At 41.3% G+C, this 25,454-nt stretch carries 16 protein-coding genes; 15 read left to right on the top strand and 1 reads right to left on the bottom strand.

Annotation, left to right across the window (positions count from 1 at the left end):
• Positions 1–134: 134 nt before the first annotated feature.
• The 15 genes from OCF95_RS04460 (at position 135) to OCF95_RS04390 (ending at position 23,306) form a co-directional block, all read left to right on the top strand.
• Positions 135–266, top strand: coding sequence for a teichoic acid D-Ala incorporation-associated protein DltX (locus tag OCF95_RS04460; protein ID WP_000813667.1), 132 nt, complete (start codon positions 135–137; stop codon positions 264–266).
• Between the two features lie 20 nt (positions 267–286).
• Positions 287–1,837, top strand: coding sequence for a D-alanine--poly(phosphoribitol) ligase subunit DltA (dltA, locus tag OCF95_RS04455; RefSeq protein ID WP_261104984.1), 1,551 nt, complete (start codon positions 287–289; stop codon positions 1,835–1,837).
• A complete protein-coding gene (dltB, locus tag OCF95_RS04450) occupies positions 1,834–3,078 on the top strand; it encodes a D-alanyl-lipoteichoic acid biosynthesis protein DltB (RefSeq protein ID WP_261104983.1) in 1,245 nt (414 codons plus the stop codon). The genes dltA and dltB overlap by 4 nt, the downstream gene beginning before the upstream one ends.
• Positions 3,079–3,090: 12 nt before the next feature.
• Positions 3,091–3,330, top strand: coding sequence for a D-alanine--poly(phosphoribitol) ligase subunit DltC (gene dltC, locus OCF95_RS04445; protein WP_000351967.1), 240 nt, complete (start codon positions 3,091–3,093; stop codon positions 3,328–3,330).
• Positions 3,323–4,591, top strand: a complete 1,269-nt coding sequence (dltD, locus tag OCF95_RS04440; protein ID WP_261104982.1) for a D-alanyl-lipoteichoic acid biosynthesis protein DltD — start codon at positions 3,323–3,325, stop codon at positions 4,589–4,591. Before dltC ends, dltD begins: the two co-directional genes overlap by 8 nt.
• A 281-nt stretch (positions 4,592–4,872) precedes the next feature.
• On the top strand, positions 4,873–6,459 hold the full coding sequence (locus OCF95_RS04435) for a glycosyltransferase family 52 (RefSeq protein ID WP_261104981.1): 1,587 nt from the start codon (positions 4,873–4,875) through the stop codon (positions 6,457–6,459).
• 3 nt (positions 6,460–6,462) lie between these two features.
• Entirely contained in the window at positions 6,463–7,707 is a 1,245-nt protein-coding gene (locus OCF95_RS04430) for a glycosyltransferase family 4 protein (RefSeq protein WP_203179927.1), read from the top strand.
• A gap of 98 nt (positions 7,708–7,805) precedes the next feature.
• A complete protein-coding gene (locus tag OCF95_RS04425; protein WP_261104980.1) occupies positions 7,806–12,800 on the top strand; it encodes an SIALI-17 repeat-containing surface protein in 4,995 nt (1,664 codons plus the stop codon).
• 341 nt (positions 12,801–13,141) lie between these two features.
• A complete protein-coding gene (gene adcR, locus OCF95_RS04420; protein ID WP_001249308.1) occupies positions 13,142–13,582 on the top strand; it encodes a zinc-dependent transcriptional regulator AdcR in 441 nt (146 codons plus the stop codon).
• Positions 13,582–14,286: a metal ABC transporter ATP-binding protein gene (locus OCF95_RS04415; protein WP_001269496.1), complete on the top strand. Its 705-nt coding sequence runs from the start codon at positions 13,582–13,584 to the stop codon at positions 14,284–14,286. The genes adcR and OCF95_RS04415 overlap by 1 nt, the downstream gene beginning before the upstream one ends.
• Positions 14,279–15,085 (top strand): metal ABC transporter permease, encoded by an 807-nt coding sequence (locus OCF95_RS04410; protein ID WP_000950030.1) that lies wholly within the window; start codon positions 14,279–14,281, stop codon positions 15,083–15,085. Before OCF95_RS04415 ends, OCF95_RS04410 begins: the two co-directional genes overlap by 8 nt.
• A gap of 9 nt (positions 15,086–15,094) precedes the next feature.
• Positions 15,095–16,600 carry a zinc ABC transporter substrate-binding lipoprotein AdcA gene (adcA, locus tag OCF95_RS04405; RefSeq protein ID WP_261104979.1) on the top strand — a complete coding sequence of 502 codons (1,506 nt, stop codon included), beginning with the start codon at positions 15,095–15,097 and terminating at the stop codon, positions 16,598–16,600.
• 164 nt (positions 16,601–16,764) lie between these two features.
• Positions 16,765–17,649 (top strand): SPFH domain-containing protein, encoded by an 885-nt coding sequence (locus tag OCF95_RS04400; protein ID WP_004235732.1) that lies wholly within the window; start codon positions 16,765–16,767, stop codon positions 17,647–17,649.
• A 184-nt stretch (positions 17,650–17,833) separates the two neighbouring features.
• Complete coding sequence (locus OCF95_RS04395) at positions 17,834–21,622, top strand: glycoside hydrolase family 2 TIM barrel-domain containing protein (RefSeq protein WP_261104978.1); 3,789 nt, start codon at positions 17,834–17,836, stop codon at positions 21,620–21,622.
• A gap of 1 nt (position 21,623) precedes the next feature.
• Positions 21,624–23,306, top strand: coding sequence for an alpha-L-fucosidase (locus tag OCF95_RS04390; RefSeq protein ID WP_261104977.1), 1,683 nt, complete (start codon positions 21,624–21,626; stop codon positions 23,304–23,306).
• A 38-nt stretch (positions 23,307–23,344) separates the two neighbouring features.
• Here the strand turns inward: OCF95_RS04390 and OCF95_RS04385 are convergent, their stop codons facing one another.
• Positions 23,345–25,432, bottom strand: a complete 2,088-nt coding sequence (locus tag OCF95_RS04385; protein WP_261104976.1) for a GH92 family glycosyl hydrolase — start codon at positions 25,430–25,432, stop codon at positions 23,345–23,347.
• Positions 25,433–25,454 lie beyond the last annotated feature (22 nt).

Raw genomic sequence — 25,454 nt, 5'->3', positions numbered from 1 at the left:
TAAGCTGAAATCTAGTGAAAATGTACGGTAAACAATTGAAAAACTAGCCTATAAAGTGGTACAATGGTAGAAAAATACTATAGTAAGAGTCTATCTTATTTAGCAAAAATTACAGAAATGAATGGTTTTTCTTGATGAAACAGAGAAAAGAATTGTACCTCTTTCTTGGTCGGACAGCCTTGTATTTTCTTATCTTTCTGGGGCTGCTTTACTTCTTTAGCTATCTTGGTCAGGGTCAAGGAAGCTTTATCTATAATGAATTTTAACTTGAAGGAGAATCCCTATTGTGTCAAATAAACCAATAGTAGATATGATTGAAACCATTGAGCATTTTGCTCAGACACAGCCTAGCTATCCTGTTTACAATGTTTTGGGGCAGGAACATACTTATGGAGATTTGAAGGCTGATTCAGATAGTTTGGCTGCAGCCATTGACCAACTAGGCTTGCCTGAGAAGTCTCCTGTAGTTGTTTTTGGTGGCCAAGAATATGAAATGTTGGCAACCTTTGTTGCTCTGACTAAGTCAGGCCATGCCTACATTCCCATTGATAGCCATTCGGCTTTGGAGCGAGTTTCAGCTATTTTAGAAGTAGCAGAGCCAAGCTTGATTATTGCCATCTCAGACTTCCCATTGGAACAGGTTTCTACGCCAATGATGACTCTAGCTCAGGTTCAAGAAGCCTTTGCTCAAGGGACTAGTTATGAGATTACGCATCCAGTCAAGGGTGATGATAACTACTACATTATCTTTACTTCTGGTACGACTGGTAAGCCTAAAGGAGTGCAGATTTCCCATGATAACCTCCTCAGCTTTACCAATTGGATGATTACGGATAAGGAATTTGCGACGCCAAGTCGTCCGCAAATGCTGGCTCAGCCACCTTATTCATTTGACCTGTCCGTCATGTACTGGGCGCCAACCTTGGCACTTGGTGGTACGCTTTTTGCTCTTCCTTCAGCCATCACTCAGGACTTTAAGCAACTTTTTGCGACCATCTTTTCATTGCCAATCGCTATCTGGACATCAACGCCTTCTTTTGCGGATATGGCCATGTTATCAGAAGACTTCAACAGCGAGAAAATGCCAGGTATCACGCATTTTTACTTTGATGGCGAAGAATTGACGGTCAAAACGGCTCAAAAACTACGTGAGCGTTTCCCCAATGCCCATATTATCAATGCCTACGGGCCAACAGAAGCGACAGTAGCCCTGTCAGCAGTTGCCGTGACAGACGAGATGTTGGCGACTCTCAAACGCTTACCAATCGGCTATACCAAGGCTGATTCTCCAACCTTTATCATTGATGAGAATGGCAAGAAACTGCCAAATGGTGAACAGGGAGAAATCATTGTTTCTGGGCCAGCTGTTTCAAAAGGTTATATGAACAATCCTGAAAAAACAGCAGAAGCCTTCTTTGAGTTTGAAGGTCTGCCAGCCTATCACACAGGCGATGTGGGAACCATGACAGATGAGGGCTTGCTTCTCTACGGTGGCCGCATGGACTTCCAGATTAAATTCAACGGTTACCGCATTGAGTTAGAAGATGTCTCTCAAAATCTCAACAAGTCTCGTTTTATAGAGTCTGCTGTCGCAGTTCCACGTTATAACAAGGACCACAAGGTGCAAAATCTATTGGCCTATGTCATCTTAAAAGACGGTGTTCGTGAGCAGTTTGAACGTGATATCGATATTACCAAGGCCATTAAGGAAGACTTGACAGATATCATGATGTCCTACATGATGCCGTCTAAATTTCTTTATCGAGACAGTTTGCCACTGACTCCAAATGGAAAGATTGACATCAAAGGATTGATTAACGAGGTGAATAAGAGATGATGGAGTTCTTTCAACAGCTTCCTCATTTAGAGCCATACGGCAATCCTCAGTATTTTGTCTATGTGATTGCTGCAACCTTGCCCATCTTTATCGGTCTCTTTTTCAAGAAACGCTTTGCCTGGTATGAAGTGCTGGTTAGCCTCTTCTTTATCGTCACCATGTTGGTAGGTGGGAAGACCAATCAATTGGCTGCCTTGGGTATTTACCTGTGCTGGGAAATATTGCTCGTACTCTTCTACAAGCATTATCGAAAAAGCAAGGATGGCAAGTGGGCCTTCTACCTAGTTAGTTTTCTGTCCCTCCTTCCGATTATCTTTGTCAAGGTGCAGCCGGCTATCAATGGAACGCAGTCTTTGCTTGGGTTTTTGGGTATTTCTTACCTGACCTTTCGTTCGGTTGGGATTATCATCGAGCTGAGAGATGGAGTGATTAAGGATTTTACCCTCTGGGAATTCCTCCGTTTTCTTCTCTTCATGCCGACTTTTTCAAGTGGTCCAATCGATCGCTTTAAGCGTTTTAATGAAAATTATCAGACCATTCCTGAGCGGGATGAGTTGATGGATATGCTGGAAGAATCCGTTCGCTATATCATGTGGGGATTTTTGTACAAGTTTATCCTGGCTCATGTTTTAGGAGAAACTTTACTACCTCCTCTGAAGAATCTAGCCCTGCAGTCAGGTGGCTTCTTTAACCCCTATGCCTTGGCAGTTATGTATACCTTTGGTTTGGAGCTTTTCTTTGATTTTGCAGGTTACTCTATGTTTGCCTTGGCTATCTCAAACTTAATGGGAATCCGTAGCCCCATCAACTTTAATAAGCCTTTTTTATCAAGGGATTTAAAAGAGTTTTGGAATCGTTGGCATATGAGCCTTTCTTTCTGGTTCCGTGACTTTGTCTTTATGCGAATGGTGATGGTGTTGACCAGAAAGAAGGTCTTTAAGAATCGTAATGTAACCTCAAGCGTGGCCTATATTGTAAATATGCTGATTATGGGATTTTGGCACGGTGTGACCTGGTACTACATCGCCTATGGACTCTTTCATGGGATTGGACTGGTTATCAATGACGCTTGGATTCGTAAGAAAAAAACGCTCAATAAGGAACGGAAAAAAGCAGGGAAGGCTGCTCTACCTGAGAATCGCTGGATTCAGTTGCTTGGCATGGTTGTCACCTTCCATGTCGTCATGCTGTCATTCTTAATCTTTTCTGGATTTTTGAATGATTTATGGTTTAAAAAATAAAGGAAATAAAATATGGATATCAAATCAGAAGTTATCGAAATTATTGATGAGTTGTTTATGGAAGATGTCTCTGACATGATGGATGAAGATCTTTTTGATGCAGGTGTCTTGGATAGTATGGGAACGGTTGAGTTGATTGTGGAGATTGAAAACCGTTTTGACATTCGTGTCCCTGTAACAGAGTTTGGTCGCGACGACTGGAATACAGCTAATAAAATCATAGCTGGTATTGTGGAGCTACAAAATGCTTAAACGCTTATGGAAGATCTTCGGACCGGTCTTGATAGCTGGTTTGTTGGTTTGTCTGCTTATCTTTTTCTATCCTGCTGAGATGCGCCATGATCTGGGAGCTGAAAAGCGTTCGGCGGTGGCTACTACCATTGAAAGTTTTAAGGAGCGGAGTCAAAAGGTCAGAGTCTTATCTGATCCAAATATGCGTTTTGTTCCCTTCTTTGGCTCCAGTGAATGGCTTCGTTTTGACGGTGCCCATCCTGCGGTATTGGCTGAGAAATACAATCGCTCCTACCGTCCTTATCTTTTAGGACAGAGGGGAGCTGCCTCGCTCAATCAGTATTTTGGGATGCAACAGATGTTGCCACAACTGGAGAATAAACAAGTTGTATATGTTATCTCACCTCAGTGGTTCAGTAAAAATGGCTATGAGCCAGCAGCATTTCAGCAGTATTTTAATGGAGACCAGTTGACCAGTTTTCTGGAACATCAATCTGGGGATCAGGCTAGTCAATATGCAGCGACTCGCTTACTACAGCAGTTCCCAAATGTAGCTATGAAGGACATGGTTCAGAAGTTGGCAAGTAAAGAAGAATTGTCGTCTGCAGACAATGAAATGATTGAATTATTAGCTCGGTTTAATGAACGCCAAGCTTCCTTTTTTGGTCAGTTTTCAGTTAGAGGCTATGTCAATTATGATAAGCATGTAGTTAAGTATTTAAAGACCTTGCCAGACCAGTTTTCTTATCAAGCTATAGAAGATGTTGTTAAAGCAGATGCAGAAAAGAATACTTCTAATAATGATCTGGGAATGGAGAATTATTTCTATAATACGCAGATTAAGAAGGATTTGAAGAAATTAAAGGATTCTCAGAAAAACTTTACCTATCTCAAGTCGCCAGAATATAATGACTTGCAGTTGGTTTTAACACAGTTTTCTAAATCCAAGGTAAACCCGATTTTTATCATTCCACCTGTTAATAAAAAATGGATGGACTACGCTGGTTTACGAGAAGATATGTACCAACAAACGGTGCAGAAGATTCGCTACCAGTTAGAAAGTCAAGGGTTTACCAATATAGCAGATTTTTCTAAGGACGGTGGGGAAGCTTTCTTTATGAAGGATACCATTCACCTTGGTTGGTTGGGTTGGTTGGCTTTTGACAAGGCAGTTGATCCTTTCCTATCCAATCCTACACCAGCACCGACTTACCATCTAAATGAGCGCTTTTTCAGCAAAGATTGGGCGACATACGATGGAGATGTCAAGGAATTTCAATAGATAGATTTAAAGGACACTCTAGACCTCAGATTGTGTATCTGACTTCTAGAGTTTTTTTATTTCAGATTTTTAGTTCATTTTACATCGTTTTAAATATTTTCGTTTTCTTTATTAAAAGAATTATCAGACACTAGAAATCTAAGATTTGTTGGAGTTGTGTATCTAGTATTAATTTGACTGTTCTTCTGTTGGATAGTGGCCACATCATATGCTATAATTTTAGGTAATAGATGTTTAGATCCAAATGAATACATTGGTAAGAATTTTATAAGGAGTTAAATTTGAAAAATATAATATTTTGCACATCTCCGTTTCAAGTGTTAGTTGCTAGAGAAGTAGCTAAAGTTGTCTCGGAAAATTTTATCGGGATTTATTTAAAAATGTCAGAAGACAAGAGACAGCTTAACTATGCTAAACAGATGGAAGATTTCTGTGAGGAAGTTTTTGTACTTGAGGGAAGAAATATTCTGGAAAAGGTGCATACTTTTTTACGAGATAAAGAAATTAAAAACTTATATTTAGCTAGTTTAGATAATCCTATTGCACTAACTATTTTTAATCCAGATAGCATGAATTTGTATACTTTTGATGATGGTAGTACTTCAGTTGTTCCGCTTAATATGTATACGCAAAATCTAGATAGGCTTATAGAACATACAAATTTCACCTTGAGTGATATCATGTCTTATTCAAAGAAACATTATACAGTATTTAAAGAGTGCATTCTTTTCCCGAAAGAAAAGCAGGAAATCTTGAACTTTTCGACAGAGCCTAAAGGGTTCCAGAGAGCCAAAAATGGCAAGAAGATTACTGTGTTTCTAGGTCAAGCGCTCGGATCTCCTTTTGATTTGGGAGATATTGAACTAAGCAAGCGATTGACAGGAAAAATACTTTCTGGACTCGATTCTGTCAGATACTATCCTCATCCGAGAGTAGGATTGGATTTAAACACAGCTGACAAAGTGGAATCTGATTTGTGTTTTGAAGAAGAAATCTATCTTTTGTTAGAAAAGTATGAGTTTGTTGATGTACATGGCTTTTATTCAACTTCTCTTTTGTTGATAAAAGATATCGAAGGTGTCTCTGTGCATGGTTATCGTACCTTCTTAACAACGCACGAATCAGATGCTTTTCAAAAATTGGGAGTTCCTTATCAAAATGTGTCCCAATCGGACACACTTGTTGATATTGTCATGCCTGTCTATAATGGCGCTGGAACCATTAGCCAAACGATTGATTCTGTCTTGAATCAAACTCACCAAGCCTTTCGTCTGCTAATTATCGATGATGGTTCGACAGATCATACTGAGGAGGTTTGTCAAGCTTATCTAGCGGACCAACGTATCCAGTATGTGAAAAACAACCATCAAGGGATTTCAAAAAGTTTGAATGATGGGGTAAGGATATCCCAAACGGATTATGTGGCAAGGCAAGATTCAGATGATATTTGGATGCCTTGGCATCTAGATCTTCTATTGCATGAATTGGAAACGAATCCTCAATTGGATATTATTGGAGCTAAAGTCATTGTAGAGGAAGATGAGATAACGAATAAAATAAAGCGAAATAATTATAATCATTTATTTGGAGAACAGTTATGGCTAGAGCTTGCCTATAGAAATGTATTTAATCATTCAACAGTTATTTTTAAGCGTGCCGCCTATGAGGAAGCAGGAGGGTATGATGAGCACTGTGATGGGTTTGAAGACTGGCATTTGTGGTCTCGTATGGTGACAAAGGATAATGCCTTGGTTTTAAATATCGTGACGACCTGTTATCGTCTGTCAGAGAGACATAAACGAGGTATGGCCTTCCGTGCAAGATTGGCTAGAAGTCGTGGTTTGAGATTAGAAGATGTTTTAGAATAGATAATGGTGAAAGTATTTACAATCAAAGAAGGAGTTCCTGTAAGCTCTTATGGTTTTGAAAGAAGTCAATTGGCTCGTCAAGAAATTTTTAAAAGTTTGCAAGTAGAACAAGAGCTTGTTTTAACAAATTTAGAAAATTTTGTTCCAAATTTTGTGGAAACACTAGAAAATCTCGGATTTGAGAATTTTTATCATGTGATTTTTGAACAATCTGACTTGGCTAGAAACAAACCGAGTGTCAAAAAAGATTTTTTAGATGAATTAAAGGATGTCCATAAAATAGAGTACACGAAAGAAGGATATGTAGGTCTTGTTTACTATCAAGCAGGATATGTTGAATGTTACACCTCTCAACTACTCTATCGCTATGATTATCTAGAGAAACAGTTTACTCTTTATGATAGTAAAGGAGAACTACTGAAGGGTGATGTGAGCGAAAATTATCACCGCTATCACAATCTAAGGAGTGGTGAGACCTATACTCAATGGCAATTGGTGAATCTTTATTTGGCAGAACATTCAAGTCAAGAAGATAGATTTGTCATTGATATGATCAATGAGTATCCACTGCAGTTAAGGAAATTTTTCCAAAATACGGGAAGAAAGCTATTTGCTTACACTCATTATAATATTCTCGATCCTATGATGAAGTTTGTGTTACAAACCTGGTGTAGGAATATAGTAGCTAGTCCTGTTTTAGAGCAGATGTTAGGTAAAGAGAAGGTTCAGTTTTTACCCCCGATGTTTGTGGATAGAGTTTTGGAAAAAGAATATACAAGAGTCACCGATTGGTGTATTGTTGGGAATATGACCTTTATTAAACGTTGTGCATGGGCAATTGAGGCTTTTAGGCAAGTTCCTGATAGCCAGTTAACAATTTATGGGAATTTACCTGATGGCTATAAAAAAGAAGATTTACCGCCTAATGTGCATTATGCAGGTTTTCTGGAAAAAGTTCCTTATGAAAAGCACCAAGGTTATATCTCTTGCTCAATGAGTGAATGTTTTGCGAATGCGGCTGTGGAAGCTTCTTCTATGGGCTTGGTTTGCCTCTTGTCAGATACAGATTTGGCACATAGATATTATGCGAGTAGAGATATAAATATTAAACGATTTAAAGATGTTGGAGAATTAATTATCTTAGTGAAGGCTCATCAAAAAGAAGGAGATTATCCCTCTTCAACATTCTCAAAAGACTATCAAAAATTTGATATTTTAGAGTTATATAAGCGTGTATTATTCATATAAAGTGATATAATAGATAGTATGATTATGGAAACAGTTTCATAATTCATAGTTTGGTACTTAATAGTATTCAGGTCTTAATTTTAGGAAGGTGCAGTTTTATGTTTGCAAAAGATAAGCGAGAGAAATTTTCTCTTCGTAAGTACAAAGATGGTCGAACTGATTCTAAGTTAATCGGGGCAACGATTTTGGCCACAGGTGTGGCTTTAGCTGTTGGTGCAAGTCCAGTAGCTGCTGCTGTTACATCTAATGGTGGTGATAGTGTAACTTTAGTGAGTGATACATCGAAAGTAGCTTCGACAGAAGCCACAACGTTTACTGATGACAGTGATGCGTCTAAAACTGTAAAAGTTGATGCGGTATTAGCTAAAGATACGCCAGAACCAACAAAAGCCAACAACCATACAGGTGATGCTGATGGAAGTGATGTATTAAACTTTAAATCAGAGGCAACGGTTAATTACAAGCTTGATTCTGATAAATCAGACTTAAAACCTGCAGAAACAGTAAAGACAGGAGAAGGTTCAGTTACAACTCCTTACGATAAAAAAGGTCTTTCTTACGACACAGATGGAAAAGACTACCGTGAATCAACTGTTACTAAAACAGGTGACGCTGTTACAGAAGCTACTGGTAAAAAAGATACAGTAGAAGCCAACAACAAAGTTTACGAATACGTACGTTCTGAAGTCGAAAATGCGGATAAAGCAACTTATGACAAAACAAACTTCAACAACATCGAAGCAAGAGTATCGCCAGAAGGAATGCACAATAAGCTAGGTGAGATTGACTATACTAAAACAAAAGGGAAAGTCTATCTAGTAGAAGAAACAGCTGACGGGCAATACGGTAAGTATGTTGTAGCTGAAAATGGAGTATCTAGTGACGAGGATGCTGCAACTCAGTGGAAAAACGGTCAAGCAGATGCCAAAGAATTTACGAAAGAAAACGTAACGCTAGAAGAAGGGGATACAGTTCTTGTTCTTGATAAAGATACGTACGCTATTGGAGCAGGTAAAGAAGTTAAGGTAACTAAAAAAGGTATTGTTACTTATGAAACTGTTAATTCACGTACAGATACGTACGTTTTAGCTAAAAATGACTACAATTCTTATCGTACAGAAGATTATTCTAATGATGTAGGCGACTATGCTAAGTATAGAAGACCAGGTGCGGATGGGATTTTTGGAACAGCTGATGATATTGTTGAAGCACCGCGCTCGAATCCAACCTATGGGTTTGCGGGAATTGAAAACTTCAATGGACCACATGTCTATAATCCAGAAACAAGAGAAGAATACGCTCCAGGAAAAATAGATGCAGCCCACTCTTCATTAAAAGATGTTTTGAAAAACTATGCCCTAGCTAATTACAAAGCCTTAGATTATTTAGAAAAAGTGGCTGTAGGAGAAGAGAACAAGGCGAAAGTCCAAGCAGCTAGAACACGTTTGGATAATCATCTGAAAGAATTAGAAGATAAAATCCAAGATGGAACGGTTGAAATTGGATTATTAGAAAAGAAATCTGGAACTACTGGAACTCTTGTAGAGCATGCTCCGCTTGATGATAATTTATTCCCACAAGAGACAAAGTTAAGTGAGTATTTAAAATTTTTACCTGATGCATTAGGTCGTTTAAGTTTCACAAATGTAACTTCAAAAACAGAGGATACAGCTGGAGTACATAAAAAAATCACAACAACAACAGAGTATTCTTTTGAACCAGAATATTCTGATGCTAATATTCAAGGACATAGTGAAGTTGTTACAGAGGAATATCCTATTTATAATGGCATACCTGAAGTAGATTTTACTGAAGATCCTAAGACAGAAGAAAAAACTACAAGCACAATACTCAAAAAAGGAACCATTACAATCTCTCAAGACGGTAAGATTACAGTATCAGGAGATAGCACAGTCGATGATGATTTTAATACAGCTGCCACATCAATTGGAAACAATAAATATATCATCGATCGTGAAGTAGGAACAAGAACGCAAGTAACGACAACCCCTACAACAGAGTACAATACAAAAGAAATCATCACACCAGTACGTGCTTACAAAGTAATGGGTGAAGCAAAACCAGTAGTTACACATTACTACAACTTGAAGATTACAAAAGAAGAAGCGGGAGAAGCAACAGCTACTAAACAAGGTAGTGTCGTTATCAAGTATGTAACAACTGATGGAAAACAATTAAAATCAGAAACTGACAAAGATAATGTAACGCTTGAAACAAAAACTATCGTAAGCCTATATTCTGGTGAAACAAAAGTAGATGAACGTACTGATGTTAAACCAGTTGAACAAAACTACGACACAACTCCAAAACAATATCCAACCTTAGTAGATGCGGATACTGGATTCACATACGAGTATGTAGGTCTAAAACAAGGTTCTCCAGCTGCTAGTGGTAAAGTCGTGGAAGGAACTACAGAAGTTGTTTACGAATACCGTCTAGTAAGTGAAGAAGAGAAAACCCCGTCTAAATCAGAAGTTACAAAAACAGGTTCTGTTGATGTGAAACACGTTGTGATCAACGAAGATGGAACGTTAAAAACATTAAAAGAAACAGAAGTGGTGAAAAACAATGTTCCTTTAGAGTATGAAGATACGTACGTAACTTACTCAAAAGGTGTAAAAGTATCTGAACGTAAAGAAAAACGCGCAGTTACTGAAAAATACGACACTACTGATAAACAATACCCAACGCTAAAAGATGAAGCTACAGGGTTAGTCTATAAATATGTAGGACCAACATCTGACTCAGCTCCAGCAACAGGAGACGTAACTGAAGGTGAAAAACACGTTATCTACAGCTATGTGTTAGATAAAAAAGAAGATGCAACTCCGACTGTAACTGAAGCTAAAGGTTCAGTAGTTGTTAAGTACGTTGATGCTGATGGTAATGAAATCAAAGATTCTGCGAATGTAGTGACGGATGCAGTTGTTAAAACAACGAAAACATACGCTACTAAGTCAGGAGAGGTTGTACTTTCAACACGTGATGAAGTAACAGAAAATGATGTAAACTACAATACTGTTGAAAAGAAAGTTGATACAATCACTAAAGATGGTAAGAAATATGTCTTCCGTGGAGTGTATGAAGTTTCTGATAAGTATAACAACGTATTAGAAGAAACAGGTAAGGTGAAAGAAGGAACTACAACAGTTGTATACCAATACGATTACGTTATTCCAGTAGATCCAACTAAGCCTAATGAAGGTGATAATAATCCTCCAAAACCAGAGGATAAGATTCCTAATGACCCACAAAACCGTTCATACAAAGACTTAGGTCTCTTAAAAGAAGTCAAACGTGATATCACTTATGTTTACGAAAATGGACCAAAAGCAGGCCAAGAAGCTAGTGCACCTGTTAACCAAAATGCACGCTTCACAAGAACTGCAGAGATCAACAGTAGAACTGGTGAAGTGGTCTACACAAGTGAGTGGACAAAAGAACAAAAACTTGCAGAAGTAGTATCACCAAAAATCGATAAATATGCAGTTGATAAAGAAAAAGTAGCAGAATTACCTGTAACACACGAATCTAGTGATAGTAGTGAAGTTGTTAAATATCGTGAAAATCCCGAAATTATCGAACATGATGAAGCAAAAGATAAAAAAGGATCTGTAGTTGTTAAGTATGTTGATGGTCAAGGAAATGAAATCGGTGAAGCGGTAACTGTTAAAGATAATGTTATTGTTGAAAAAGCAATGACAAAAGTTTACGCAGATCGTGAAGAGACTACATATACAGCAACAAATGAAGAATACAGCACTGTAGCGAACCGTAAAGATGTTATCGAAGCTAATGGTAAGAAATACAAATACAGTGGTGTATATGAAGTTTCTGATAAATACAACAATGTATTAGAAGAAACAGGTAGGGTGAAAGAAGGGACTACGACAGTTGTATACCAATATGACTACATTATTCCAGTAGATCCAACGAAGCCTAACAATGGAGAACAAAATCCTCCAAAACCAGAGGATAAAATTCCTAACGATCCAAAAGGTCGTACCTACAAAGATCTAGGTCTACTAACAGAAGTGAAACGTAACATTACTTATGTTTATGAAAATGGACCAAAAGCAGGTCAGGAAGCAAGTGCGCCAGTTGAACAAACTGCTCGCTTTACAAGAACTGCAGAAATCAACAGTAGAACAGGTGAAGTAGTATACACAAGCGAGTGGACTAAAGAACAAAAACTTGCTGAAGTAGCATCGCCAGAAATCAAAGATTACACTGTGGATAAAGCTAAGGTAGATGAATTAGCTGTAACACATGAATCTAAAGATTCAGCGGTTGTTGTTAAGTATTCTCAAAATAAACCAAACAGTGTACGTGATTACGCAAAAGACAAAAAAGGAACAGTTATCGTTAAATTCGTAGATATTAATGAAAACTTCCTTGCGGATGATGTAGTAGCTAAGAACAATGTCATTGTAGCTGAAGCGACAACTATAACTACTGGTGATAAAGAAGAAACGACTTACAAAGCTACAGGAGAAGAGTATGCTGTGACAGCTCCTGAGACTATCGAGGTAGATGGAGTAACATTCAAACTTAAACGTGTTTTTCCAGCTGGTGATAAATTCAAAAATACTGTAGAGGAAAAAGGTTTAGTTAAAGAAGGAGTAACTACAATTGTTTACCAATATGTAATGCAAATTGATGCTCCAAAAGTTGAAGTGCCAGAATTTGAAGGTGGAGTAGTTCCGTTAGATCCGCCAACTGTGGAGATTCCAGAGCTGAAGATTCCTGAAGAACCAAAACCACAGCCAGAGCCAAATCCAATTCCGACTCCAGCTCCTGCACCTACACCACAACCAGCTCCAACACCTCAACGAAACGAGACTCCAAAACCACCTGTACCTGTGGCGGAAGATTCGGGAACACCGGAAGTTCCAAACAGACCAGTACCTTCAAATTACAATCCGGATGGGAACACTTATCCAGCTCCATCAACTGAGGTAACTCAATTGCCAAATACTGGTACGGAATCGAACGCAGCCTTGGCAGCATTCGGATTTGTTGGAATTTTGAGTGGTCTAAGTATCGTTCTTCGTAAGAAGGATAATGAGTAAAATTTGTTCAAAATTTTAATGAGTTTCTAGTTATAGATTGCTAGACCTCTTGAGTGAGGTAAGGTATGTATTTGGAGAAGGCTTAGACCTTCTCCATTTTATATATAATTAGAAGAAAAAGAGTTGTGTCTTCTAAAATAGATTCAGATGATGGGCAACTTATGATGGAGATGTCAAGGAATTTCAATAGATAATAGTATGGAAGAGTTCAAGAATGAAACTGGTTTTCACGTTTTTTCTTGACTCTTTTTTTGGTTGTGATATAATTAACCAGTAAATAATTCTTCAAAGAATAGTATTTTCTCTTAAAAAAGAGAAGTCCAAAAGGAAAGGAGTCAGATATGAGACAGCTAGCGAAGGATATCGATGCCTTTTTGAATGAGGTGATTTTGCAGGCGGAAAACCAGCATGAAATCCTAATAGGTCATTGCACTAGCGAGGTAGCTCTAACCAATACTCAGGAGCATATCCTCATGCTATTGTCAGAGGAATCTTTAACCAATTCAGAGTTGGCCCGTCGTCTCAATGTCAGTCAGGCGGCAGTTACCAAGGCTATTAAGTCTTTGGTCAAGGAAGGAATGTTGGAGACATCTAAAGATCCTAAGGATGCGCGTGTGATTTTTTATCAATTGACTGACTTGGCTCGTCCAATTGCTGAGGAGCACCATCATCACCATGAGCATACGCTTTTAACCTATGAACAAGTGGCGACTCAGTTTACTCCAAATGAACAAAAAGTGATTCAGCGGTTTTTGACTGCTTTAGTAGGAGAAATCAAATAATGAGATATATTACGGTAGAGGATTTGTCCTTCTATTATGATAAGGAGCCTGTTCTTGAACATATCAATTATAGTGTTGATAGTGGGGAATTTGTTACCTTGACAGGGGAAAATGGAGCGGCTAAGACGACACTGATCAAGGCCAGTCTTGGGATTCTTCAACCACGCATTGGTAAGGTGACCATTTCAAAGACAAATACCCAGGGTAAGAAATTGAGAATAGCTTATCTACCTCAACAGATTGCCAGTTTTAACGCTGGTTTTCCAAGTACGGTTTATGAATTTGTCAAGTCGGGACGCTACCCACGAAAGGGTTGGTTCCGTCGTTTAAATGCTCATGATGAGGAGCATATCAAGGCCAGTCTGGATTCAGTTGGCATGTGGGAGCACAGAGACAAACGCTTGGGTTCTCTTTCTGGGGGGCAAAAGCAACGGGCGGTAATCGCGCGTATGTTTGCTTCTGACCCTGATGTATTTATCCTAGATGAGCCGACAACAGGAATGGATGCAGGAAGTAAAAATGAATTTTACGAACTCATGCACCACAGCGCCCATCATCATGGCAAGGCTGTTTTGATGATTACCCATGACCCTGAAGAAGTTAAGGATTATGCGGATCGCAATATTCATCTAGTCCGTAACCAAGACTCGCCATGGCGTTGTTTCAATGTTCATGAGAATGATCAGGAGGTGGGCCATGCTTAGTTTATTATCTTATGACTTTATGCAGCGTGCCTTTCTGGCCGTTATTGCCATGAGTCTTTTCTCGCCGGTATTGGGAACCTTCCTTATCTTGCGCCGTCAGAGTTTGATGAGTGATACCCTCAGCCACGTCTCGCTTTCAGGTGTAGCCTTTGGTCTGGTACTAGGGATTTCTCCGACTATTTCCACTATTGCTATTGTCTTGATTGCGGCGGTCTTTTTGGAGTATCTCCGTACGGTTTACAAGAGCTTTATGGAAATCGGGACAGCTATCCTCATGTCGACAGGTCTGGCTGTTTCTCTGATTGTCATGAGTAAGGGTAAAAGCTCGAGTTCAATGAGTTTGGACCAGTATCTTTTTGGTTCAATCGTGACTATCAGCGAAGAGCAGGTTATTTCCCTCTTTGTCATTGCGGCGGTTGTTTTGATTTTGACCTTCCTCTTCCTTCGTCCGATGTACATTTTGACCTTTGATGAGGATACGGCCTTTGTGGATGGCTTGCCAGTTCGTACCATGTCCATTCTTTTTAACATGGTGACGGGGGTGGCCATTGCCCTTATGATTCCTGCTGCAGGAGCTCTTCTGGTATCGACCATTATGGTCTTGCCAGCTAGTATTGCCCTTCGTCTAGGGAAAAACTTTAAATCGGTTATGCTGCTTGCCAGTGCTATTGGATTTTTGGGAATGGTAGCAGGACTTTACATTTCCTACTATGCAGAAACACCTGCAAGTGCAAGTATTACCATTATTTTTGTAACTGTCTTTTTACTCATTAGTTTAGTGAGACGTTTTATCAAATAGGAGACTAACGTGAAAAAAATTAGCTTATTGTTCGCCAGTCTATGTGCCTTGTTTTTAGTGGCTTGTTCCAATCAAAAGCAGGCAGATGGCAAACTAAATATTGTGACAACCTTTTACCCTGTCTATGAATTTACCAAGCAAGTCGCAGGAGATACTGCTAATGTAGAACTCCTAATCGGTGCAGGGACAGAACCCCATGAATATGAACCGTCTGCCAAGGCAGTTGCCAAAATCCAAGATGCAGATACCTTCGTTTATGAAAATGAAAACATGGAAACATGGGTTCCTAAATTGCTAGATACCTTGGATAAGAAAAAGGTGAAAACCATCAAGGCGACAGGTGATATGTTGCTTTTGCCAGGTGGTGAGGAAGAAGAGGGAGACCATGACCATAGCGAAGAAAGCCATCACCATGAGTACGATCCCCATGTTTGGTTATCACCAGTTCGTGCCATTAAACTAGTAGAGCACATCCGTGATAGCTTGTCAGCAGATTATCCTGATAAAAAAGAGACCTTTGAAAAGAATGCTGCTGCCTATATCGAAAAATTGCAAGCCTTGGATAAGGCTTATGCAGAAGGCTTGTCTCAAGCCAAACAAAAGAGCTTTGTGACTCAACACGCAGCCTTTAACTATCTTGCCTTGGACTATGGACTCAAACAAGTCGCAATCTCAGGTCTCTCTCCAGATGCAGAACCATCAGCTGCTCGTCTGGCAGAATTGACAGAGTACGTCAAGAAAAATAAAATTGCCTATATCTACTTTGAAGAAAATGCTTCACAAGCACTTGCTAACACACTTTCAAAAGAAGCAGGTGTCAAAACAGATGTCCTCAATCCTTTAGAAAGTCTGACAGAAGAGGATACCAAGGCTGGCGAAAACTACATCTCCGTTATGGAGAAAAACCTCAAGGCTCTGAAACAAACAACGGACCAAGAAGGCCCAGCAATTGAGCCTGAAAAGGCAGAGGATACCAAGACAGTTCAAAATGGTTACTTCGAGGATGCAGACGTCAAGGACCGCACCTTGAGTGACTATGTAGGTAACTGGCAATCAGTTTATCCTTTCCTTGAAGATGGTACGTTTGACCAAGTCTTTGACTACAAGTCTAAGTTGACTGGTAAGATGACTCAGGCTGAGTACAAGGCTTACTATACAAAAGGCTATCAGACAGATGTCACTAAGATCAACATTTCTGATAATACTATGGAATTTGTTCAAGGTGGACAAAGTAAGAAATTCACCTACAAGTATGTTGGTAAGAAAATCTTGACTTACAAGAAAGGCAATCGTGGCGTGCGCTTCCTCTTTGAAGCCACAGATGCAGACGCTGGACAGTTCAAGTATGTTCAGTTTAGTGACCACAATATCGCCCCAGTTAAGGCAGAACATTTCCATATCTTCTTTGGAGGCACAAGCCAAGAAGCCCTCTTTGAAGAAATGGATAACTGGCCAACCTACTACCCAGATAACCTATCTGGCCAAGAAATCGCTCAAGAAATGTTGGCGCATTGATGAGAATCAAAGGATAGCTTTGTATGAGGCTATCTTTTTAGTTACAAAATAGATGGTTAACATTTTATTTTTAAAAATCGCAGTTAAAACTGCACAGCCTTCTTTAAATGTGCTATAATACAGGAAAAATAATGATGGAGGTCACGATAATGGCAACATTTTTGATGATTTTTGTGGTGGTTTGTGTGCTCCTATTGGTGATAGTCACACTGAGTACAGTTTATGTGGTTCGTCAGCAGTCGGTGGCGATTATTGAACGCTTTGGGAAATACCAAAAGGTTGCCAATAGCGGTATTCATATTCGCTTGCCTTTTGGGATTGACTCGATTGCAGCGCGGATTCAGTTGCGCTTGTTGCAAAGCGATATTGTGGTTGAGACTAAAACCAAGGATAATGTGTTTGTTATGATGAATGTAGCGACTCAGTACCGTGTTAATGAGCAGAGCGTGACAGATGCCTACTATAAACTCATGCGTCCAGAATCTCAGATTAAATCTTATATCGAAGATGCTCTTCGCTCTTCTGTTCCCAAATTAACCTTGGATGAATTGTTTGAGAAAAAAGATGAGATTGCCCTTGAAGTTCAACACCAAGTAGCAGAAGAAATGACTACTTACGGTTATATTATCGTGAAAACCTTGATTACTAAGGTCGAACCAGATGCAGAAGTTAAGCAATCCATGAATGAAATCAATGCGGCGCAACGTAAGCGGGTCGCAGCGCAAGAATTGGCGGAAGCAGACAAGATTAAAATCGTCACTGCAGCTGAAGCAGAAGCAGAAAAAGACCGCCTTCATGGTGTGGGGATTGCCCAACAACGTAAAGCGATTGTGGATGGATTAGCAGAGTCTATCACAGAACTCAAGGAAGCCAATGTTGGTATGACAGAAGAGCAAATCATGTCCATTCTTTTGACCAACCAGTATTTGGATACCTTGAATACCTTTGCCTCTAAAGGCAATCAAACGATCTTTTTACCAAATACGCCAAATGGTGTGGATGATATCCGTACACAAATCTTGTCAGCCCTTCGTGCTGAGAAGAAATAATAGACTAAAGAGCCTGGAGTCAGGCTCTTTTTGTATTACCCTTGTAGCTTTGAGGATTAAAATCCTCCTCCACAAATTATAGAATCTTTTCTGAGTATTTAGGGAGTGATGGAGGAAGTGTTGAAAGCGCTTTTGTTTTGTGATATAGTCAAATTGATAGACTTGTTTAAAGAGGAATGCTTGTATGAGAAGAGAAGAAGTTTTGCGAAATCACTGGTTTTTTAGCCAAGAGGTGGGGAAAGAAGAGGCCTTGGCGCCGGATTTTCATAGAGAAAATTGGCAGGCTATTCAAGTGCCACATGACTGGAGTATTTACAATGATTTTGACCAGTATTCGCCAGCGCAAAATGAGGGTGGTCAGTTAAATGGTGGTCAAGCCTGGTATCGGACACAGTTTTACTTGGAAGAAGATGCCAGTCTTGTATCGGTGCGTTTGTTGTTTGATGGAGTTTACATGAATGCCCAAGTCTATATCAACGGGCAAGTGCTGGGCTATTATCCCAGTGGCTATACGCCCTTTTCTTATGATATCACGCCTTATCTAAGAAATGATGGGACGGCCAACCAGCTTGCGGTTTTTGTGGAAAATCAGCAACCTAGCAGTCGTTGGTACTCTGGTAGCGGTATTTACCGAGAAGTGAAATTGTTGATTACGGATTCGGTACATCTGGATTTATATGGGATTAAGATAGAAAGTCCCAAGCTAATGGAACAAAGAGATGGATGGGTGGAAACTCAGCTTACAAGTAAGGTTTCAAATGATGGAACTCAGTCCGTGTCGGTGTATTTGGAACAGAGTATCTGGTATGATGGCCAACAGCTGTCAGACTGGCAGGCGACAGACTCTATAGTGATTGAGTCTGGGGACAAACATCATTTCCAACAAGCAATATCAATTTTTCAACCCTTGCTTTGGGATATTGATCATCCCCACATTTACCAATTGAAGACTCGCCTTTACAAAAATGGCATGTTGGTTGATGAAGAAGAGGAGGCTTTTGGTTACCGTTATATGGATTGGCAAGCGGATAAGGGCTTCTTTCTAAATGGTCGCTGGTTGAAGATTCACGGGGTTTGTTTGCACCATGACTACGGAGCATTGGGAGCTGTGGAAAACAAGTCAGCTGCTGAGAGATGCTTGCGCCAGATGAAGGAAATGGGGGTCAATGCGATTCGAATCACCCATAATCCAGGCAGTAGCATCTTGCTGGATCTGTCTGCCAAAATGGGCTTACTCATCCAAGAAGAAGCCTTTGATACCTGGTATGGAGGCAAGAAAGAATATGACTATGGTCGCTTTTTTGAGGAAGAAGCGACTCATCCAGAAGCGAAAACAGGCGATTTCTGGTCAGATTATGATTTGCGCACCATGATTGAGCGTGGTAAGAACAATCCAGCGATTTTTATGTGGTCCTTGGGAAATGAAGTCAGTGAAGCAAATGGAGATGCTCATTCATTGAAGACGATCAAACGCTTGCTAGAAAGGGTTAAGGAGGTTGATGATAGCCGTTTTGTGACCATGGGAATGGATCAGTTCCGCTTTGGAGATGGGTCTGGAGGTCATGAAAAGATAGCCAATTTGCTGGATGTGGTGGGCTTGAATTACTCGGAAGACAATATTGACGGGATTCGCAAAAGACATCCCAAGTGGCGACTTTACGGGTCTGAAACCTCATCGGCTACAAGGACGCGTGATAGTTATTTTCGCCCAGCTAAGGAATGGGTTGGGGATAATCGCCGCGTGCGGAATTTTGAACAGTCAGACTATGGCAATGATCGGGTTCCTTGGGGGAAGACAGCGACGGCTTCTTGGACAGTAGATAGAAATCGGCTAGACTATGCGGGTCAGTTTATCTGGACAGGAGTGGATTATATCGGTGAGCCGACTCCTTGGCACAATCAAAACGACACGCCTGTAAAGAGTTCCTATTTTGGGATCGTGGACACGGCAGGGATTCCTAAAAATGACTATTACCTCTATCAAAGTCAGTGGTTGGACCTAGATCAGCATCCCATGGTTCATATCTTACCTCACTGGAATTGGGAAATCCACAAGAGTTATCAACAAGTTGTGGATAAGTATGGGGATATCCCTGTTCGAGTGTATTCAAATGCTGGTTCTGTAGAGCTATTTCTAAATGGAAAATCTCAAGGTAGGAAGAATTTTCAGGAAAAATGGACTTCAGATGGTAGAAAATACCAAGAGGGACAAGGTTCTGACCAACTCTATCTCGAATGGCGTTTGGCTTATCAACCGGGAGAATTGTGTGCTGTGGCTTATGACCGTCAAGGTCAGCTTGTGGCAGAAGATAGGGTGGTGACTGCAGGTAAGCCTGCTAAGATTGGGCTTCATGCCGAGAAAACAAAACTGGAGCCAGATGGGCAAGACCTCCTTTATCTCTATTTTGATGTATTGGACAAGGATGGAAATTGGGTGCCGACTGCTTCCAATCAGTTTCATTTTGAAATTGAAGGCCCTGCTCGTATTGTAGGTGTGGATAATGGTAGGCAGGCCAGTCGTGAACGTTACAAGGCTCAGAAAAATGGTCGGTTTAAGAGGAAAGCCTTCCATGGCAGAGGTGTCCTCTTAGTTCAGAGCTTGGAGCAGGTAGGTCAAGTGAGAGTAAAGGCCAGTGCCAGAGGTCTAGAGCCAGCAAGTTTTGATTTCCTAGTGGGAGAGGCTTTGGCTTGCCAACCATTGAAAACTAAGCGCTTATTTGAGATTCGAGTGGACAAGAAGGCAGGTTTACAAGAAGGGGATTCCCCAGCTATTGGACTTTATCCACAAATTGTGGATAACCCTGTGAATAAGGTGGGGAATAGTGAAGTGATTTGGGAGACGAGTGGTGGTGCCCAGGCCATTATCAAGCAGGGAGTGCTTCATTGCTTGTCTGCAGGCGACGTGGCTATTCGCGCCATTTATCAAGGGAAGACCTATCAAACTCATTTGCAGGTTGCAGAAAATACCTCACTAGGGCAGGCGGTTTCTGTACGACCACTTCGCTTGTATACAGATAGGGGGACTTATCCACAGCTGCCATCTTCAGTTTTGATGGACTATGAGTCAGGCGGTGCAAAACGAGTCAAGGTTGCTTGGGAGGAGATTCCTGAGCAAGCTTTGGCAAGATTTCATGAGTTTACGGTATCTGGTCAGCTAGAAGGTCTGGATTTAAAGGCTTCTGCTCAGGTTTGTGTCCAAGGGATTTGTGCTATTGAGCCTGAAAGGGTTTGGACGCTTGTCAAGGAAGCCCCACACTTACCAGACCGAGTCAAGCTAGTCTTATCAGATGGCAGACGAGATACGGCCAAGGTGACTTGGGATGAAGTCGATCCTCAAGTCTATGCTCAGGTAGGAGAATGTGTGCTCACAGGGCAAGTATCGGGCTGTGAGTTGCCAGCAATAGTCACCATTCATGTGACAGATGCCAGTGTAGATGGGGAAGTTATTTCCAATCAGTGGACAGGGTCCAACCTGCCTCTGGTCTTTGCTTCTCACTCAGAGCCAAATCACCCAGCCTCTTACCTCAATGACAAGGTCATTGCTCGGAAAAAATCGACAGCCAATACTTGGATTACCAAGTCAGAGCAAGCCAGCGTGGGCATTCTTTTTGGAGATGCAGGGATTTTAAAACCGCGATTTGTGGATAACCTGACCTTATATTATGTTGAGAATCAAGACTATTTGGCTGTTGATCCGACCTATATCGACTATTATGTAGGGAATGAGCCTGCCTTGCCTCGGACTCCAAATCATTTAGATAAGGATTCCCTGCTCAAACAAGAGGAGAATTGGCGACCTGTATCAGCTATTAGAAAAGTTTCAAGTGATAAGGATGAGGAGCTTCGTTTTGAATTTGACAAGGTGGAAACCTATGCCCTTCGTCTTCGATTTGAAAACTTGGTAAATCCACTAGCGTTAACAGAATTGCAAGTGTATGCAAAAAAAGTAAAGAAAAATGTAGATAGGAAGTAATATGGTAAGAGAAATAAAACCGCATGGCCCCTTGCCTAGTCAGGCCCAGCTAGCTTATTTAGAGGATGAACTAGCAGCCTTTATCCATTTTGGGCCCAATACCTTTTATGACCAGGAATGGGGGACAGGTCAGGAGAATCCTGAACGATTTAACCCGACAAGGTTAGACGCGCGTGAGTGGGTTCGTGTACTCAAAGAAACGGGCTTTAAAAAGTTGATTTTGGTGGTCAAACACCACGATGGTTTTGTCCTCTATCCGACAGTTCACACAGATTATTCGGTCAAGGCCAGTCCTTGGAGGAGTGGAGAGGGGGATTTGCTCCTTGAAGTATCACAAGCTGCCACAGAGTTTGATATGGATATGGGGGTCTACCTGTCACCGTGGGATGCCCACAGTCCTCTCTATCATGTGGACCGAGAAGCGGACTATAATGCCTATTATCTGGCTCAGCTGAAGGAGATCTTATCAAATCCTGCCTATGGAAATGGAGGGAAATTTGCTGAGGTCTGGATGGATGGTGCCAGAGGAGAGGGCGCTCAAAAGGTCAATTATGAATTTGAAAAATGGTTTGAAACCATTCGTGAACTGCAGGGCGATTGTTTAATTTTTTCAACAGAAGGCACTAGTATCCGCTGGATTGGCAATGAACGAGGGTATGCAGGTAATCCTCTATGGCAAAAGGTGAATCCTGATAAACTAGGAACAGAAGCAGAGCTGGACTATCTTCAGCACGGAGATCCCTCGGGCATGATTTTTTCAATCGGTGAGGCAGATGTCTCTATTCGGCCGGGTTGGTTTTACCATGAGGGGCAGGATCCTAAGTCTCTTGAGGAGTTGGTCGAAATCTATTTTCACTCAGTGGGGAGAGGAACCCCGCTCCTACTTAATATTCCGCCGAATCAAGCTGGGCTATTTGATGCAAAGGATATTGAACGCCTCTATGAATTTGCGACCTATCGCAATGAGCTCTATAAAGAAGATTTGGCTCTGGGAGCTAAGGTATCTGGTCCTGCTCTTTCCGCAGACTTTGCCTGTCACCATTTGACAGATGGCCTTAAGACCAGCTCTTGGGCAAGCGATGCAGGCTTGCCAATCCAGTTAGAACTCGACTTAGGATCACCTAAAACTTTTGATGTGATTGAGTTAAGAGAAGATTTGAAGCTAGGGCAACGAATCGCTGCTTTTCATATGCAAGTAGAGGTGGATGGCGTCTGGCAAGAATTTGGTAAGGGCTTTACAGTTGGTTATAAGCGTCTCTTGCGAGGTTCGCTAGTAGAGGCACAGAAGGTGCGCGTGATGATTACCGAGGTACAATCTATGCCTGTATTGACCAAGATTTCACTCTATAAGACTCCGAGGTTATCACAAACAGTAGCTGTTCAGGGGTTAGCTTTTGCAGAAAAAAGTCTAGCTGTGACAAAGGGAGAGACTCTTCATTTTAGGATTGAACGTAGCGAAAGTAATACTCCTTTGGAAGCTAAGATTTCGATTCAACCAGGGACAGGTGTCCATGGTGTCGCCTATCAGGACGAGATTCAAATCCTTCAATTCCAAGCAGGGGAATGCAAAAAAGATTTGCATCTACCAACCCTGTATTTTGCTGCTGATAAGACCCTAGATTTCTATCTGAATCTGACTGTTAATGGACAATTGGTTGATCAACTTCAAGTCCAAGTTTCATAAAACAAAAGAATCTTTGCATTGCGCAAAGGTTCTTTTGGCTATGAGTAACTTGGCAACCAGCTGAGGGTAAAGGTTAGCTGTTCAGCTTTTAGGAGGTCTTGATGTTGAATCGTTGATACGAGTGTTTTGTCTAGTCGGCATTCTTTTACAAAGTTAAAATGGCTGTGGTTTTGTTTAGAATGGATATCCAGCCATTTACCTTCTTTAGCCAGATAGACTCGGAGATGGCCAAAGAGAGGGATTCCGAGGTCATAGCTTGGTTTTCCTGGACAGGTCGGATAAAATCCGAGAGCTGACCAGATATACCAAGCCGAGAGACTACCGTTATCCTCATCGCCAGGATAGGCTTCCCAACTTGGGTGAAAAGTTTTCTGACGGAGCGTCTTGATGAGAAGGGCAGTGTAGTAAGGGTAATCGCTGTAGCGGAAGAGATAAGGAATGTGGAAGCTAGGTTGGTTAGAAATGGCGAGTTGCCCAAAAGGAGCAGTAGCCATTTCGCTCATTTCATGAATTTCGTAACCATAGCCTGTTGTCTCAAAGAGGGGAGCCTCCTGACAGGCTTTTAAAAGATAGTTGCTAAAGGCTTCTTTTCCACCCATAAGCTGGATTAAGTCTGGGATGTCGTGGAGGACGCCTAAAGTTGCTTGGATGGCAGAGCATTCGGCATAGTCGCGTCCCCAACTATAAGGAGAGAAATCAGGACGGAAGTTGCCTTGACTATCACGCGCTCGCATGTAACCTGTCTCAGCGTCAAATAGATGGCGGTAATTTTGTGATGCGGCCTTGTAGGTTTCAGCGATTTCTATTTTCCCTAGTTTTTCAGCACAGCGAGCGATACAAAAATCGCTATAGGCGTAGTCTAGGGTGTGGCTGACGCTTTCGTGGTGGTCGGTAGAGAGGTAGCCTAGTTCTTGGTATTGGGCTAGTCCGTGACGGCCATTGATGCCGAGAGGGTCGGCCTTGCTGGCTGTTTCAAGCATGGCTTGGAGGAGTTCTTCTTCTAGGTCAGGGGCCATGTCCTTGCAGGCGCTATCTGCGATAATACCGTCTAAAAGTGTACCTGGCATCATACCCCGTTCATCTGGAGCCAGCCATTTTGGGAGAAAACCAGTATCGCGGTAGTTATTGAGAAATCCTTCTAAGAAGCGGTGGTAGTGTTCCGGTATGATAAGGGAAAAGAGGGGGAAGGTGGTGCGGAAGGTATCCCAGAAACCATTGTTGCTGAAGAGGACACCAGGCTTGACAGTTCTAGTAGCCAAATCTATGTGGATGGCTTGTCCTGATTCATCAACCTCATAAAAAGTCTGAGGAAAGAGGAAGAGTCTGTAGAGACAGTGATCAAAGAAGGTCCGGTCAGTCTCTCCTGTCTCTATAACATCAAAATGATGGAGGAGATTTTCCCAGTCCGCTTGGGCACTTGATTTACAGTTATCAAAATCTTTTTGAGGTAGATTGATTAGAGCTTGAGAAGGAGAGATGAAAGAAGTCGCTAGCTGAATTTCAGCATGACTATCTGCCAGGTCGATTCGCCAGTCTCCACCTTCTTGGCTGATAGCAAGGATATCCGTATTCATTTTCAGGGATGTGAACAGTATCAGTGGATTTTTGTTGGTTTCAGTTTTACCTTCTTGTCGTAGGGTAAGAGTCCGCTCATCTACTTGCTCCACTGTCAGTTCATCTGCTGCGTGAAGATAGAGGGAGAGGGCTTTGCCTTGCTTTTGTTCCAAACGAATAGAAGCACCGTAGCAAGTCGGTGTAAGCTGGCTTTCAATCTGATAGCGCAGGGAGAAAATTTTCAGATAATGAGGTTGGAAAGAGGCCTTATCCATATCATAGGAAGACTGGCGATGGAAGAGGCTGTCTCCACCCAGTTGGCCTGTGACAGGTGTCAGAAGGAGCCAAGAGTAGTCGCCAATCCAAGGGCTGGGCTGGTGGGTTAATCGAATCCCCTGAAAGATAGGCAGATGCGGATCGAAAAACCAAGAGCCCTCCTGGTCACTGGTCTGGGGTACAAAGTAATTCATCCCAAAAGGCACGCCTGTGTATGGCAGGGTATTTCCCCGAGAGAAGGCATGCTTGCTGGCAGTTCCAAAGCGGGTATCGATGGTTTCAAGTAGTAGTTTCATAGTCTTTCCTTTAGCTGTTTTT

It is taken from the genome of Streptococcus mitis (genome assembly GCF_946188615.1).
GTDB classification, from domain to species: Bacteria; Bacillota; Bacilli; order Lactobacillales; family Streptococcaceae; genus Streptococcus; species Streptococcus mitis_BZ.
This window is presented reverse-complemented; position numbering and strand designations above follow the sequence as displayed.